Annotated in this window: 13 protein-coding genes; 10 read left to right on the forward strand and 3 right to left on the reverse strand. The window is 59.4% G+C overall.

Features of this window, described 5'->3' with window-relative positions:
- Positions 1-10: 10 nt before the first annotated feature.
- Together AC1DTN_RS07100 and coaA are read left to right on the forward strand one after the other, a co-directional pair.
- Complete coding sequence (locus tag AC1DTN_RS07100) at positions 11-334, forward strand: phosphoribosyl-ATP diphosphatase (protein WP_477920217.1); 324 nt, start codon at positions 11-13, stop codon at positions 332-334.
- Positions 331-1,326, forward strand: a complete 996-nt coding sequence (gene coaA / locus AC1DTN_RS07105) for a type I pantothenate kinase (protein ID WP_310389856.1) — start codon at positions 331-333, stop codon at positions 1,324-1,326. The genes AC1DTN_RS07100 and coaA overlap by 4 nt, the downstream gene beginning before the upstream one ends.
- 12 nt (positions 1,327-1,338) lie before the next feature.
- Here the strand turns inward: coaA and AC1DTN_RS07110 are convergent, their stop codons facing one another.
- The 3 genes from AC1DTN_RS07110 to AC1DTN_RS07120 form a co-directional block, all read right to left on the reverse strand.
- Positions 1,339-1,950, reverse strand: a complete 612-nt coding sequence (locus AC1DTN_RS07110; protein WP_477920218.1) for an alpha-ketoglutarate-dependent dioxygenase AlkB — start codon at positions 1,948-1,950, stop codon at positions 1,339-1,341.
- A 1-nt stretch (position 1,951) separates the two neighbouring features.
- A complete protein-coding gene (gene arfB, locus AC1DTN_RS07115; protein WP_439016939.1) occupies positions 1,952-2,389 on the reverse strand; it encodes an alternative ribosome rescue aminoacyl-tRNA hydrolase ArfB in 438 nt (145 codons plus the stop codon).
- Between the two features lie 121 nt (positions 2,390-2,510).
- Positions 2,511-4,121 carry a phosphoenolpyruvate carboxykinase gene (locus AC1DTN_RS07120; RefSeq protein WP_477920219.1) on the reverse strand — a complete coding sequence of 537 codons (1,611 nt, stop codon included), beginning with the start codon at positions 4,119-4,121 and terminating at the stop codon, positions 2,511-2,513.
- A gap of 337 nt (positions 4,122-4,458) precedes the next feature.
- Between AC1DTN_RS07120 and AC1DTN_RS07125 the strand changes: the two genes are divergently transcribed.
- The 8 genes from AC1DTN_RS07125 (at position 4,459) to tsaE (ending at position 14,206) form a co-directional block, all read left to right on the forward strand.
- A complete protein-coding gene (locus AC1DTN_RS07125) occupies positions 4,459-5,196 on the forward strand; it encodes a response regulator transcription factor (protein ID WP_439017291.1) in 738 nt (245 codons plus the stop codon).
- Positions 5,197-5,273: 77 nt separating this feature from the next.
- Positions 5,274-7,064 (forward strand): sensor histidine kinase, encoded by a 1,791-nt coding sequence (locus tag AC1DTN_RS07130; protein WP_007813741.1) that lies wholly within the window; start codon positions 5,274-5,276, stop codon positions 7,062-7,064.
- A complete protein-coding gene (locus AC1DTN_RS07135; RefSeq protein ID WP_477920221.1) occupies positions 7,061-7,501 on the forward strand; it encodes an HPr kinase/phosphorylase in 441 nt (146 codons plus the stop codon). The genes AC1DTN_RS07130 and AC1DTN_RS07135 overlap by 4 nt, the downstream gene beginning before the upstream one ends.
- Before the next feature lie 153 nt (positions 7,502-7,654).
- On the forward strand, positions 7,655-8,056 hold the full coding sequence (locus AC1DTN_RS07140) for a PTS sugar transporter subunit IIA (protein WP_007813746.1): 402 nt from the start codon (positions 7,655-7,657) through the stop codon (positions 8,054-8,056).
- A gap of 9 nt (positions 8,057-8,065) precedes the next feature.
- The gene (locus tag AC1DTN_RS07145) at positions 8,066-8,341 is read left to right on the forward strand and encodes an HPr family phosphocarrier protein (RefSeq protein WP_007813748.1); all 276 of its coding nucleotides are present in this window, start codon (positions 8,066-8,068) and stop codon (positions 8,339-8,341) included.
- A gap of 168 nt (positions 8,342-8,509) precedes the next feature.
- Positions 8,510-9,910: an adenosylhomocysteinase gene (gene ahcY / locus AC1DTN_RS07150; protein WP_477920222.1), complete on the forward strand. Its 1,401-nt coding sequence runs from the start codon at positions 8,510-8,512 to the stop codon at positions 9,908-9,910.
- A 202-nt stretch (positions 9,911-10,112) separates the two neighbouring features.
- A complete protein-coding gene (locus tag AC1DTN_RS07155) occupies positions 10,113-12,698 on the forward strand; it encodes a sensor histidine kinase (RefSeq protein ID WP_477920224.1) in 2,586 nt (861 codons plus the stop codon).
- Positions 12,695-14,206 (forward strand): tRNA (adenosine(37)-N6)-threonylcarbamoyltransferase complex ATPase subunit type 1 TsaE, encoded by a 1,512-nt coding sequence (gene tsaE / locus AC1DTN_RS07160; protein ID WP_477920226.1) that lies wholly within the window; start codon positions 12,695-12,697, stop codon positions 14,204-14,206. Before AC1DTN_RS07155 ends, tsaE begins: the two co-directional genes overlap by 4 nt.
- Position 14,207: the final 1 nt, after the last annotated feature.

Raw genomic sequence — 14,207 nt, forward strand, 5'->3', positions numbered from 1 at the left:
AAGCAGTATCATGAGCGGATTTTCCCTTTCCGACCTTGAGCGGATCGTCGAAGAACGGGCGAAGGCCTCTCCGGACGAATCCTGGACCGCCAAGCTGGTGGCCAGCGGGCAGCAGAAAGCAGCCAAGAAACTCGGCGAGGAAGCGATCGAAGCTGTCATGGCGGCCGTCACCGACGACCGCGATAACCTCACCTATGAAGCAGCCGACGTTCTCTATCACCTAATGGTCGTATTGAAGATTGCTGAAATACCGCTAGAGAATGTCATGACCGAACTTGCGCGAAGGACCGCGCAATCCGGCCTCAAGGAAAAGGCCAGCCGGCAGAATTCATGAGCATCGCGACACAGATTATCGGAGTGGCGGAAAAGCTGGATCACTTCCAGAGTGCATCCTTTTCCCCCTATCACTTCTTCACATCGAAACAGTGGGCTAAGTTTCGTGCCGACACGCCGATGACGCTGACGGCCGATGAGGTCAAACGGCTCCGCTCGATGGGCGACCCGATCGACCTCGACGAAGTCAGGCGCATCTACCTTTCGCTCTCACGCCTGCTTTCGGCGCATGTGGAATCCTCGCAGCTGCTGTTCGAGCAGCGCAACCGTTTCCTCAGCCTGTCGGACGTGACGAAGACGCCATTCGTGATCGGCATTGCCGGTTCGGTAGCCGTCGGAAAATCCACGACGGCGCGTATCCTGAAAGAGTTGCTCGGCCGGTGGCCATCCAGCCCCAAGGTCGATCTCGTCACGACGGACGGTTTCCTCTATCCCAATGCCGTGCTGAAGCGCGAGAACCTGATGCAGCGCAAGGGTTTTCCGGAAAGCTACGATACGGGCGCGATCCTGCGTTTCCTGTCGGCGATCAAGGCTGGTCTGCCGGATGTGAAAGCGCCTTCCTATTCGCACCTCGTCTATGACGTGCTGCCGGACGAATATAAGATCGTCGACCGGCCTGACATCCTGATCTTCGAGGGCATCAATGTTCTGCAATCGCGCGATCTGCCAGCTGACGGCAAGATCGTCCCGATGGTGTCCGACTTCTTCGACTTCTCGATCTATATCGACGCCGAGGAAACCCAGATCCACAACTGGTATGTGACGCGTTTTATGCGGCTCAGGGAAACGGCCTTCCGGGATCCGAATTCCTACTTCCACCGTTACGCATCGATCAGCGATGAGGAAGCGATCGCGATCGCAGAGGACCTCTGGGCGAACATCAACCTCAAGAACCTGCGCCAGAACATCCTGCCGACACGGCCGCGCGCCGATCTCATCCTGCGCAAGGGCAAGGATCATCTGATCGAGCAGGTAGCACTGCGCAAGCTCTAGGATTTTGGTGGGTTAGGGATTAACGCGGCGGAGCGTTAGGTTGATGCGGCCGCCGTTCTTCAGAAGCGTGGAGGTGGCCGGGTAGAGGCGGTCCACGCCGTGGAAGCAGAGCCGCCCCTCCCCGCCGAGAATGACGAGATCGCCGCTCGACAACTTGAACGACATGGTCTTGTCGTTGCGGTTCACTCCACCCACGCGAAACAGGCAGGCATTGCCGAGCGAAATTGAGACGACTGGCGCTTTCAAGTCGTTCTCGTCCTTATCCTGATGCAGGCCCATGCGCGCTTCATCGGAGTAGAAATTGACGAGGCAAGCTTCGGGCGGCTTGTCATAGCCCGAAAGATCATTCCAGATTTCCAGCAATTCCGAAGGGATTGACGGCCATGGCCTGCCGGTCGCCGGATGCATCGGCTGGTATCGGTAGCCGCGCTCCTTGTCGGTCACCCAGCCGAGCGAGCCGCAATTGGTCATCCGGACCGACATAGGTTTGCCGGTGCCGGGCATGACCGGCACGTAGAGTGGTGCTTCAGCGACGATAGCTCTGATAAGGCCCACTAGCGCTTCCTGACGGGCGCGATCCAGATATTCGGGAAGATGGCGGACGCCGCTTAGGAGTTCCGGCATATCATTCTCCGCCACCCGGCCGGCCGCGCATCTTCTTGACTTCTGAACGGCCGGATTTTTCCTTCAGCCGCCGTTCAATCGAGCCCTTGGTCGGCTTTGTCTTCTTACGCGGCGGCGGTGGCGGCTTGGCGGCCTCCAGGACCAGCTCCTTCAGCCGCTCGCGCGCATCCTCGCGGTTGCGGTCCTGGCTGCGGAACCGGCTTGCCTCAATCATCAATACGCCGTCCTTCGACATGCGCCTGCCGGCAAGCTTGATTGCATTGGTCTTGACCCGCTCGTTGAGCGAGGGCGAGTTCGGGATGTTGAAGAAGAGCTGGACGGCGGTCGACACCTTGTTGACGTTCTGACCGCCCGGACCGCCCGCCAGAACGAACTGTTCCGTCAGCTCCCATCCGGCGATGGTAATCCTGTCGTTGATATAGAGCGCGTCGCTGGCCATACCGCCTTCTAGCGCATAATGGCTGCGAATTGAAAGCGGGTGAAATCCAGCGCAAGGGCGACGAAAACCCGGCGCTGGGAACGCCGGGTTTCACGTGAATCGCCAAGAGTTTATTGGTGAATTATTCGGCAGCGACTTTGATGCCGGGTGCTGCATCGCGCACGCCGCCGTCGACATGATCTTCGAACTTGGCGAAGTTGGCGATGAACATGGAGACCAGCTTTTCGGCCTGCGCGTCATAGGCCGGCTTGTCGGCCCAGGTCGAACGCGGATCAAGGATGCCAGTTTCAACGCCTTCGACTGCGACCGGAACGGCAAAGCCGAAATTTGGATCAGCGCGAAGCTCGGCCTTGGCGAGTTCGCCCGAAAGGGCGGCCGTCAGCAATGCGCGGGTTGCCTTGATCGGCATGCGCTTGCCGATGCCGTATGCGCCGCCGGTCCAGCCGGTGTTGACGAGCCAGCACTCGACGCCGTGGCGGCCGATGAGCTCCTTCAGCAGATTGCCGTATTCGGCGGGATGGCGCGGCATGAAGGGAGCGCCGAAGCAGGTCGAGAAGGTTGCTTCCGGTTCCACAACACCCTTTTCGGTGCCTGCCACCTTGGCGGTGTACCCAGAGAGAAAGTGGTACATAGCCTGATCGGGCGTCAGCTTGGCGATCGGCGGCATGACGCCGAAAGCGTCGGCCGTCAGCATGATGATGGTTTTCGGATGGCCCGCAAGACCGGTTTCCGATGCATTCGGAATGAAGTCCATCGGGTAGGCGCAGCGCGTGTTTTCGGTCAGCGACGCATCATCGAGATCCGGCTCGCGGTTTTCGTTGAGAACGACGTTTTCAAGTACAGTGCCGAAGCGCTGGGTGGTGGCATAGATTTCCGGCTCGGCCTCTGCCGAGAGGCGAATGGTTTTGGCGTAGCAGCCACCTTCGAAATTGAAGATGCCGTTTTCACTCCAGCCGTGCTCGTCATCGCCGATCAACGTGCGGGCCGGATCGGCCGAAAGCGTCGTCTTGCCGGTGCCCGAGAGGCCGAAGAAGACAGCGGCATCGCCTTCCGGACCAACATTGGCCGAGCAGTGCATCGGCATGACGCCCTTGGCGGGCAGCAGGTAGTTCAGCACGGTGAAGACCGATTTCTTCATCTCGCCGGCATAAGAAGTGCCGGCAATCAGAACGATGCCGTTCGTCAGATCGCAGGCGATCACCGTTTCGGTACGGCAGCCATAACGCTCCGGATCGGCCTTGAAGCTCGGCAGATCGATGATTGTCAGCTTCGGCGCGAAGCCTGCGAGCGCATCGGCCTTCGGGCGGATCAGCAGGTTACGGATGAAGAGCGAGTGCCAGGCGAATTCGGTGACAACGCGGGTCGGCAGCGCCTGCTCTGCATCGGCACCGCCGATAAGATCCTGCACGAAGAGGTCCTTGCCGGCGGCGTGAGCGAGCATGTCCTTGTGCAGCAGGGCGAAATGCTCCGGCGACATCGGCTTGTTATTGTCCCACCAGATCTGGCCATCGGTGTTTTCATCGCGGACGACGAACTTGTCGCGCGGTGAGCGGCCCGTGTGCTGGCCGGTGGTCGCGCGAAGGGCGCCTTGGGCTGTCAGTTCGGCCTCTCCCCGGCGAATCGATTCCTCATAGAGAAGAGCGGCGGAGAGGTTGTAACGTACGCTCCGTACGTCGCTGAAACCGATCGTCGCCAGCTCGATTGCCTGGTTATGAACTCCGAACATCTCCATAGCTTTTCCCTTCGCTGAGGCGCCTTGGCCGTTAAAATCAGTGCGAAAATAAGAGGAGAAATTTTAAATGGCAATAGCCTTAATCCTAGAAAAGACAATGATATCAAATATTTAATCGATTTAAATTCTAGAAATCCATTTTAAATCGTTTGAAGACCGCCTGTTGAAACAACTTGTCGCACCACTTCCGATTGCCGCTTATACGGGTAGGCAATCTACCCCTTTATCTTTGCCACAATTTGTTCCACCTTTATCCTCCATAAGCGCAACCGGTCACGAAGACCGCCTGGGGACGACCAATCCGGGAGATTGCGCACTGATGACGGAGACCAACACCATGCCGACAATCGCGCTCGTTGACGACGACCGCAACATCCTCACTTCCGTGTCGATTGCACTGGAAGCAGAAGGATATAAGGTCGAGACCTACACGGACGGCGCTTCCGCGCTGGATGGCCTGCTCGCGCGCCCGCCACAGCTGGCGATCTTCGATATCAAGATGCCGCGCATGGATGGCATGGAGCTGCTTCGCCGGCTTCGCCAGAAGTCGGACATTCCGGTCATCTTCCTAACTTCCAAGGATGAGGAGATCGACGAGCTCTTCGGCCTGAAGATGGGCGCCGATGATTTCATCACCAAGCCTTTCTCCCAGCGTCTGCTGGTCGAGCGCGTTCGCGCTGTGCTGCGCCGCGCCTCGAGCCGCGAGGCGGCAGCGGCCGGTGGCAGCGCAACTGTCGGCGCGCCGAAGGCGGGTGCAGTTCAGCAGGCCCGTTCGCTCGAGCGCGGCCAGCTGGTCATGGACCAGGAACGCCACACCTGCACCTGGAAGGGTGAGGCAGTCACCCTCACCGTCACCGAATTCCTGATCCTGCATTCGCTGGCTCAGCGCCCGGGTGTGGTGAAAAGCCGCGACGCCCTGATGGATGCCGCCTATGACGAACAGGTGTATGTTGATGACCGCACCATCGACAGCCACATCAAGCGGCTGCGCAAGAAGTTCAAGATGGTCGATACTGACTTTGATATGATTGAAACGCTTTACGGTGTGGGTTATCGCTTCCGCGAAGCAGCCTGACGCCTCGAGGCGCGGCAAGAGACGGTTGAGGGCGGCGGGCCGGTCAAGCTGGCCCCGCCCTCCGAAAGGGCCTGTCATTGGCACAGTTGGTGCAGGAAAGGGATCTGGATGATGCGGAGGGCGTGAGCACTCGACGCGTCAGAGGCCGGCGTTGGTCGCATCCCTTCACCCTGATCCGCCGCATCTTCGGCAATGCCGTCTTTTCGAGCCTGACGCGCCGCATCGTCTTCTTCAACCTTGCGGCCCTGCTCGTCCTCGTCGGTGGCATTCTCTACCTCAACCAGTTCCGCGAAGGCCTGATCGACGCGCGCGTCGAGAGCCTGCTGACACAGGGTGAAATCATCGCCGGCGCGGTTTCGGCCTCGGCCTCCGTCGACACGAACTCGATTACCATCGATCCGCAGAAGCTGCTCGAACTGCAGGCCGGCCAGAGCATTACGCCGGTTCCGAACGACGAAGATCTCGAATTCCCGATCGATCCGGAAAAGGTGGCACCGGTTCTTCGGCGGCTGATCTCGCCGACCCGCACCCGCGCCCGCATCTTCGATGCCGATGCCAATCTGCTGCTCGATTCCCGGCATCTCTATTCGCGTGGCCAGGTGCTGCGTTTCGACCTGCCGCCGGTGGAGGAAGAAAAACAGACCTGGAGCGAATGGTTCACAGCCCTCTTCAACAAGGCACTGCAGCCGGGCAATCTTCCGGTCTACAAGGAAGCGCCTGGTGGCGACGGCTCGATCTATCCCGAGGTGATGAACGCGCTGACGGGTGTACGCGGCGCAGTCGTGCGTACGACGGAAAAGGGCGAGCTCATCGTTTCGGTTGCCGTTCCGATCCAGCGCTTCCGGGCCGTGCTTGGCGTGCTGCTGCTGTCGACGCAGGCCGGCGATATCGACAATATCGTGCATGCCGAGCGTCTCGCCATCATGCGCGTCTTCGGCGTTGCGACGCTCGTCAACGTGCTGATGGCGCTCGTGCTTTCCTCGACCATCGCCAATCCGCTGCGCCGGCTTTCGGCGGCGGCCATCCGGGTGCGCCGCGGCGCCAAGGAACGAGAGGAAATTCCAGACTTTTCGGCGCGCCAGGACGAAATCGGCAACCTTTCCATAGCACTGCGCGAAATGACGACGGCTCTCTACGATCGGATCGATGCGATCGAGAGCTTTGCGGCCGATGTCAGCCATGAGCTGAAGAACCCGCTGACCTCGCTGCGCAGCGCCGTCGAAACACTGCCGCTCGCCAAATCCGACGATTCCAAGAAGCGGCTGATGGATGTCATCCAGCACGATGTCCGCCGTCTCGACCGTCTGATCAGCGATATCTCCGATGCATCCCGCCTCGATGCCGAGCTTGCGCGCGTCGATGCCGGATCTGTCGATCTGGAAGTATTTCTGCGCGACCTCATCGACGTATCGCGCCAGATCCGCAGCACCAAGAAGAAGGTCGAGATCGACTATGCCGTCGATCGCAAGCCGAACGTCAAGACGCGCTTCGTCGTCAAAGGACATGACCTGCGTATCGGCCAGATCATCACCAACCTGATTGAAAATGCCCGCTCCTTCGTGCCGGAGCAGAACGGCAAGATCACAGTGCGTCTAGTCCGTACCCGTTCCCGTTGCGTCGTCTATATCGAAGACAACGGTCCGGGCATCCAGGCAGAGAATATCGACCGCATCTTCGAACGCTTTTATACCGACCGGCCGGAATCCGAAGGCTTCGGCCAGAATTCCGGCCTCGGGCTTTCGATCAGCCGGCAGATCGCCGAGGCGCATGGCGGTTCATTGCGGGCCGAAAACATTGTCGACGACGAGAGTGGCAAGCTGCTCGGCGCTCGCTTTATCCTTGCCCTTCCGGCCGATGCCGCGGCATGATCAACATCCACGCCACCGCAATCGTCATCGGAAAGACCGGCCTGCTCTTCACCGGCCCCTCAGGCTGGGGCAAGTCGATGACCGCTTTTACCTGCATGGCAGAGGCGCGGCGGCAAGGTGTTTTTTCTGTTCTCGTGGCTGATGATCAGGTACTTCTTTCGAAACAGGACGGAGCAATCACCGCCGCCTGTCCGCCCGCCATTGCCGGGCTCATCGAATTGCGCGGCACCGGGATCGTAAAGCACGATCATATCGCCCAGGCAGCGATGCATTTTGCAGTCCTGCCGGCCAGCGCCATGGGAGAAAACCGTCTCCCCGCGGAAGGAGAAACTGTCGTTCTTGCCGGGGGTTTCGAGTTGCCTGTACTGCGATTGCTGCCCAATCTTCCACTGCCTCTTGCCGTGTTGATGGCAAAAGCGCCCGAAATAGGAAGTTGAGGCCTTCCGGACGGCCCGATACGGCCTATACATTTATATTTTTATCTTGCACTTCGGCTTTTGATCGCCAAGATGTGCCCCCACCGGTGGACGTAATTGCTGCGTTGCGATATTGGGGCCACGGTTTGCGTATGCCATGGGAGCAGTAATATCATGATCGGACTTGTGCTTGTCACTCATGGCAAGCTGGCTGAAGAGTTTCGTCATGCCGTAGAGCACGTCGTCGGTCCTCAGAAATTCATCGAAACGGTCTGTATCGGACCGGAAGACGATATGGACCAAAGACGACAGGACATTCTCGAAGCCGTTTCCGGCGCAGACGACGGCCATGGCGTCGTCATTCTCACCGACATGTTCGGCGGTACCCCTTCCAATCTCGCAATCTCGGTGATGAGCAGCGGCCACACCGAAGTCATCGCCGGCGTCAACCTGCCGATGCTGATCAAGCTCGCCGGCGTACGCGGCGAGAACAACATGGAAAAGGCGCTTGCCGAGGCTTCGGAGGCAGGCCGCAAATACATCAACGTTGCGAGCCGGGTCCTGAGCGGAAAGTAAGAAGCCTCCATGACACCGCTCTCCCGGGAACTCCTTATTATCAACAAGCGCGGCCTGCATGCGCGCGCTTCGGCAAAATTCGTCCAGACGGTCGATGCCTTCGATGCAACGATCACCGTTTCCAAAGACGGCATGACGGTTGGGGGAACCTCCATCATGGGCCTTATGATGCTTGCAGCAAGCCCCGGCTCCAGCGTCATCGTCTCGGCGACCGGCAACCAGGCTGCCGAAGCACTGAATGCCCTCGATCAGCTCATCCAGAACAAGTTCGGCGAAGAAATCTGATCTTCAGCGCCATATAAAGATATAAAGACTTCTTTATATCCCCGTTGCCTTCCCGGCTGAAGCCTGCTAAACGGCGAGCATGACGTGCATTCCGCACGTGTTCGATCCGTTGTGGTCATCGTCGCGTCCTTGCGATGTTTTTGAGACGTTTTGAGCCTGGAGAGCCCTATGAGCACTGAAAAAGATTATGTTGTCGCCGATATCGGTCTTGCAGATTTCGGCCGCAAGGAAATCACCATCGCCGAAACCGAAATGCCCGGCCTCATGTCCTGCCGCGCCGAATTCGGTGAATCCAAGCCGCTGAAGGGCGCGCGCATTACCGGCTCGCTGCACATGACGATCCAGACGGCTGTCCTCATCGAGACACTGGTCGCGCTCGGCGCCGAAGTCCGCTGGGCTTCGTGCAACATCTTCTCAACGCAGGACCATGCCGCTGCAGCGATCGCCGCTTCCGGCGTTCCGGTCTTCGCAATCAAGGGCGAGTCTCTTGAGGATTATTGGGTTTACACCGACAAGATTTTCCAGTGGGCCGATGGCGGCTTCTCCAACATGATCCTCGATGATGGCGGCGATGCCACCATGTACATCCTTCTCGGCGCCCGCGCCGAAGCCGGTGAGGACGTTCTCTCCAACCCGCATTCCGAAGAAGAGGAAATCCTCTTCGCGCAGATCAAGAAGCGCCTTACCGCTTCGCCCGGCTGGTTCACCAAGCAGCGTGAAGCAATCAAGGGTGTCACTGAAGAAACCACGACAGGCGTCAACCGTCTTTACCAACTCAGCCAGAAGGGCCTCCTGCCTTTCCCCGCGATCAACGTCAACGATTCCGTCACCAAGTCGAAGTTCGACAACAAGTACGGCTGCAAGGAATCGCTGGTTGACGGCATCCGCCGCGGCACCGACGTGATGATGGCCGGCAAGGTTGCCGTCGTCTGCGGTTACGGCGATGTTGGCAAGGGTTCTGCGGCTTCGCTTTCCGGCGCTGGCGCCCGCGTCAAGGTCACGGAAGCCGATCCGATCTGCGCCCTGCAGGCCGCCATGGACGGTTATGAAGTCGTTCTGCTCGAGGACGTCGTTTCCTCCGCCGATATCTTCATCACCACGACCGGCAATAAGGACGTCATCCGCATCGACCATATGCGTCAGATGAAGGACATGGCGATCGTCKGCAAYATCGGCCACTTCGACAACGAAATCGAAGTTGCCGCGCTGCGTAACCTCAAGTGGACAAACGTCAAGCCGCAGGTCGACCTGATCGAGTTCCCGAAGGGCAACCGCATTATCCTTCTCTCCGAAGGCCGCCTCTTGAACCTCGGCAACGCAACGGGCCATCCGTCCTTCGTCATGTCGGCCTCGTTCACCAACCAGACGCTGGCGCAGATCGAGCTCTTCACCAAGCCCGGCCAGTACGAGAACAAGGTCTACATCCTGCCGAAGCACCTCGACGAGAAGGTCGCGCGCCTGCATCTCGACAAGCTCGGCGTAAAGCTTACCCAGCTCAGCGAAGAGCAGGCTGCCTATATCGGCGTGAAGCCGCAGGGTCCGTTCAAGTCCGACCACTACAGATACTGATTTCGTCTTCGATATCCACAAGATGTGGTAGCCCCAGCATTGACAAATGCTGGGGCTTATTTTTTGGGCGCTCTCTTTCCGACGATTCCCTTCCGAAGTATTGTTTTGAGACTTGATTCGTGGCTTCGGAGCTCTCCGTTTTCCACGAAAATGGGATGTCTTGTCGTGATGCGGCACATTAAAGGACGGAGACATACCGAGGATGTCGGAAATGAAACACAGCCTGCCCAGCCAGGTGGAGGGTCGCGCATATGCCGCTGACTGTCCGCTTCAGGCAGGCCAAAAATATAGGTTTGCCGCGGTCCTTGTGACTGCAAGGCAAAAGCATTGGTCTTTGGCACGTATTGCAAAGCTGTGCGCTGCGAGCACTGCAGTCGTCGCACCGGCTTGGCCGGCTCTGGCGCAGGCGCAGCCAGGTATTGGTGCGTCAGCACATCTTTTCACCTCCTCGCAAGTCGTCGGCCTTTCCGTCGTCATTGGCGTCATTTCAGCCGCCCTGCTTTCGACGCTCTGGCTGGTGCGCCAGCGCGGCAATCTCGAAAATGAAAGCCGCGAAATCCGCTCGGCGCTTTCGGACGCGCAGCAGCGCATCTCCCAATATGAGGCGCTCATTGCCGACAAGAACCGGCGCATCGTCATCTGGGATGGCGTCGCCCGGCCGGAACTCCTCGGTCAGCTTCCGCCGGAAACCGGCGCTCCACAGGACAATGAATTCCTTGCCTTCGGTCTCTGGCTGAAGGCGCGATCGGCTTCCGAACTGGAGCGGGCGGTCGGCCGTCTCCGTGAACAGGCCGAAAGTTTCGACATGGTGATCGAGACTATCAGAGACGAGGTAATCGAAGCACAAGGCCGCGTTTCCGGCGGTCGCGCCTTCGTGCGCTTCGTGGCGCTCAACAATCTGCGCGCCGAGCTGGCTGAACTGAAGATCGAGCGCGATCGGCTGATGACGTCGATCTCCGCCTTTCAAACCATGCTCGACGCCATCGATATGCCGGCCTGGCAGCGTGATACCGTCGGGCGTCTGACCTGGGTGAACCATGCCTATGGCGATGCCGTGGAAGCGCAATCGCCGCAGCAGGCCGTCAATGAAGGCCGTGAAATCCTGACCACGATCGCGCGCGAGCGCATCCACGCCACGGCAACGCCGGAATCGCCTTTCCACGACACGATTTCGACAGTCGTGCGCGGCAACCGCACGTTCTTTGATGTGGTCGACGTAAAGGTCCCCAGCGGCTCGGCCGGCCTTGCCGTCGATGTTTCCGATATCGAAGCGGTTCGCGCTGAACTGGAGCGGACGCTTAAGAGCCATGCTGAAACACTCGATCATCTGGCGACACCCGTCGCCATTTTCGGTGGCGACCGCCGGCTGCAATTCTACAATCAGGCCTTCGTGTCGCTGTGGGAGCTCGATATCGCGTTCCTCGAAAGCAAGCCTGACAATAGCGAACTTCTGGAACGCCTTCGTGCAGCCAAGAAACTGCCGGACCAGCTGAACTGGAAATCGTGGAAGGAAACGGCGCTTTCCGTCTATCGTTCGCTCGATACGCAATCCGACCTCTGGCACCTGCCGAACGGGCAGACGCTGCGCGTCTTTGCGACCGCGCATCCGCAGGGTGGCGCGACATGGGTCTTCGAGAACCTGACCGAGCAGGTCGATCTCGAGACGCGCTACAATACGCTGGTGAAGGTACAGGGCGAGACGATTGACCACCTTTCGGAAGGTGTTGCCGTCTTCGGGCCTGACGGCCGTATCCGCCTCTCCAACCCTGCCTTCCGGGCGCTCTGGGGCATCACGGAGACTGAAGCCAAGCCCGGCACGCATATCCGCGGCATCGGCGAGGCTTGCGCCCCGTCCTATGACCAGCCCGACGGCTGGAAGACCTTTGCGGAACTGATCACCAGCTTCGACGACGAGCGTCGTTCCAGCCAGGGAACGCTCGAACTGCTGTCCGGCCTCGTGCTCGACTTTGCTGTCATCCCGCTGCCCAACGCTCAGACCATGCTGACCTTCGTCAACATGACCGACAGCGTACGAGCCGAACGGGCGCTGACGGAAAAGAACGAGGCGCTGCGCAAGGCGGACGAGCTGAAGAATGACTTCGTGCAGCACGTCTCCTATGAGCTGCGCTCGCCGCTGACGAACATCATCGGCTTCACCGATCTGCTGCGCACGCCGGGCGTAGGCCCGCTGAACGAGCGGCAAGCCGAATATATCGACCATATCGCCACCTCGTCCTCGGTGCTCTTGACGCTCGTCAACGACATCCTTGATCTTGCGACCGTCGATGCCGGCATCATGCGGCTGAACTATGCGGAAATCGATCTCGCCGATCTTCTCGACGATGTTTCCATGCAGATCGCCGACAGGCTGCAGGAGAGCGGCGTTTCGCTGGAGATCACCGCGCCCGCCTATCTGGGCTCGATCGTTGCCGATCCGCAGCGGCTGAAGCAGATCCTGCTGAAGCTTCTGGCCAATGCCGCCAATTTCTCGCCCGAGGGCGCATCGATTGCGCTGGAATGCCGCCGGGAAGGTACGGACTTCGTCTTCTCGGTGCGGGATCGCGGTCCCGGTATTTCGCCCGATATGATCGCGACCGTTTTCGACCGTTTCGCAACCGGCGCCAAGAGTGGAAAGCGTGGCGGCGCCGGGCTTGGCCTCTCGATCGTCGACAGCTTCGTCAGCCTGCATAATGGCGAAGTCAGCATCGACAGCGAGCCCGGCAGGGGAACAACGGTGACCTGCCGCATCCCCTCCATCAACCTGCCGCATTCCGTCGCTGCCGAATGACGCAAGTCGACGTCATCTCGCTTTTCCTGGAAGACGAGGCAGCAACCCTCCGCCTCGGCAATGATCTGGCGCTGGCGCTGAAGGCCGGTGATTGCTTGGCGCTGATGGGCGATCTCGGCGCCGGAAAATCCTCGCTGGCGCGGGCTTTCCTGCGCACTATGGCTGATGATGAAGGGCTGGAAGTTCCAAGCCCGACTTTCACGCTGGTGCAATCCTACGATCTGCGCATTCCCGTCTCGCATTTCGATCTCTACCGGCTCGGCGACCCTTCGGAACTGACGGAGCTCGGCTTCGACGAAGCGCTTGAAAACGGCATCTGCATCGTCGAATGGCCCGAGATGGCGGAAGGTGAGTTGCCCGTATCGCGCATCTCCCTGCGCCTCGAACATGAAGGTACCGGCCGCCGTGCCGCGATCACGGCGCCGGAGAAAACTGCAGACCGTATCCATCGCGTGCTCGCGATCCGCGGCTTCCTTGCCGATGCCGGTTACGGAGAAGCCAAACGCCGATTCCTGACCGGGGATGCCTCGCTTCGGGCCTACGAATACGTCTATCCGAGCGACGCTTCGCGAAAGATACTCATGGACTGGCGGCCGCATCCCGAAGGACCGCCGGTCTATGACGGCAAGCCCTACCCCAAGGTCGCGCATCTGGCACAGGATGCCTATCCTTTCGTCGCGATCGCCGATGYATTGCGCGAGCGGGGCTTTGCGACGCCGGAGATCTACAAGGTCGATTACGAACAGGGCATATTGCTGATTGAGGATCTCGGTACCGAAGGCGTGCTGGATGAGGACGGACGGCCGATCGCCGAGCGTTATCGGCAAAGCGTTGCCTGCCTTGCCCATCTTCATTCGATGCAGATCCCGCAGGACATCCCGGTTTCTACCGCGCATACGCATCACATTCCAGACTTCGATCGCGTGGCGATGAAGATGGAAGTGCGGCTGATACTCGACTGGCATATTGCCTGGAAACGTGGCACGGCGCCGACGGATGYCGAGCACGAAGAGTATCTCGCGATCTGGGAYCATYTGATCGACGAGCTGCAATCGGCCGAAAMSAAYCTGCTGYTRCGCGACTTYCATTCGCCCAACATCATCTGGCGGGAACATGAAAGCGGCATCCGCAAGATCGGCATCATCGACTTCCAGGATGCGATGATCGGACCGACCGCATATGATCTTGCTTCCATCGTTCAAGACGCCCGCGTCACGATCGAACCGGATCTCTTCCGTCAGTTAATGGACGACTATCTTTCGCTCCGACAGGCCCAGGGCGGTTTTGACGAAGCTGGGTTTATGAAGGCATGGGCTATCATGTCGGCGCAACGCAACTGCAAACTTGCCGGCCTATGGGTGCGGCTCTTGCAGCGGGACGGCAAACCCGGCTATCTGCAACATATGCCGCGTACGCTGTCTTATCTGAAGGTGGCGCTGGAACATGAGGCGCTTGCCCCCTTGCGCGAATGGTGCGCAAGGGCTGGAATAGTCCCAGTCGAATCATAAG

The organism is Rhizobium sp. 01T444 (assembly GCF_056398305.1).

Bases quoted from the DNA above. Each gene is read 5' to 3' on its own strand.
- AC1DTN_RS07100 (WP_477920217.1), top strand. From the start codon at position 11: ATGAGCGGATTTTCCCTTTCCGACCTTGAGCGGATCGTCGAAGAACGG.
- coaA (WP_310389856.1), top strand. From the start codon at position 331: ATGAGCATCGCGACACAGATTATCGGAGTGGCGGAAAAGCTGGATCAC.
- AC1DTN_RS07110 (WP_477920218.1), bottom strand. From the start codon at position 1,950: ATGCCGGAACTCCTAAGCGGCGTCCGCCATCTTCCCGAATATCTGGAT.
- arfB (WP_439016939.1), bottom strand. From the start codon at position 2,389: ATGGCCAGCGACGCGCTCTATATCAACGACAGGATTACCATCGCCGGA.
- AC1DTN_RS07120 (WP_477920219.1), bottom strand. From the start codon at position 4,121: ATGGAGATGTTCGGAGTTCATAACCAGGCAATCGAGCTGGCGACGATC.
- AC1DTN_RS07125 (WP_439017291.1), top strand. From the start codon at position 4,459: ATGCCGACAATCGCGCTCGTTGACGACGACCGCAACATCCTCACTTCC.
- AC1DTN_RS07135 (WP_477920221.1), top strand. From the start codon at position 7,061: ATGATCAACATCCACGCCACCGCAATCGTCATCGGAAAGACCGGCCTG.
- AC1DTN_RS07140 (WP_007813746.1), top strand. From the start codon at position 7,655: ATGATCGGACTTGTGCTTGTCACTCATGGCAAGCTGGCTGAAGAGTTT.
- AC1DTN_RS07145 (WP_007813748.1), top strand. From the start codon at position 8,066: ATGACACCGCTCTCCCGGGAACTCCTTATTATCAACAAGCGCGGCCTG.
- AC1DTN_RS07155 (WP_477920224.1), top strand. From the start codon at position 10,113: ATGTCGGAAATGAAACACAGCCTGCCCAGCCAGGTGGAGGGTCGCGCA.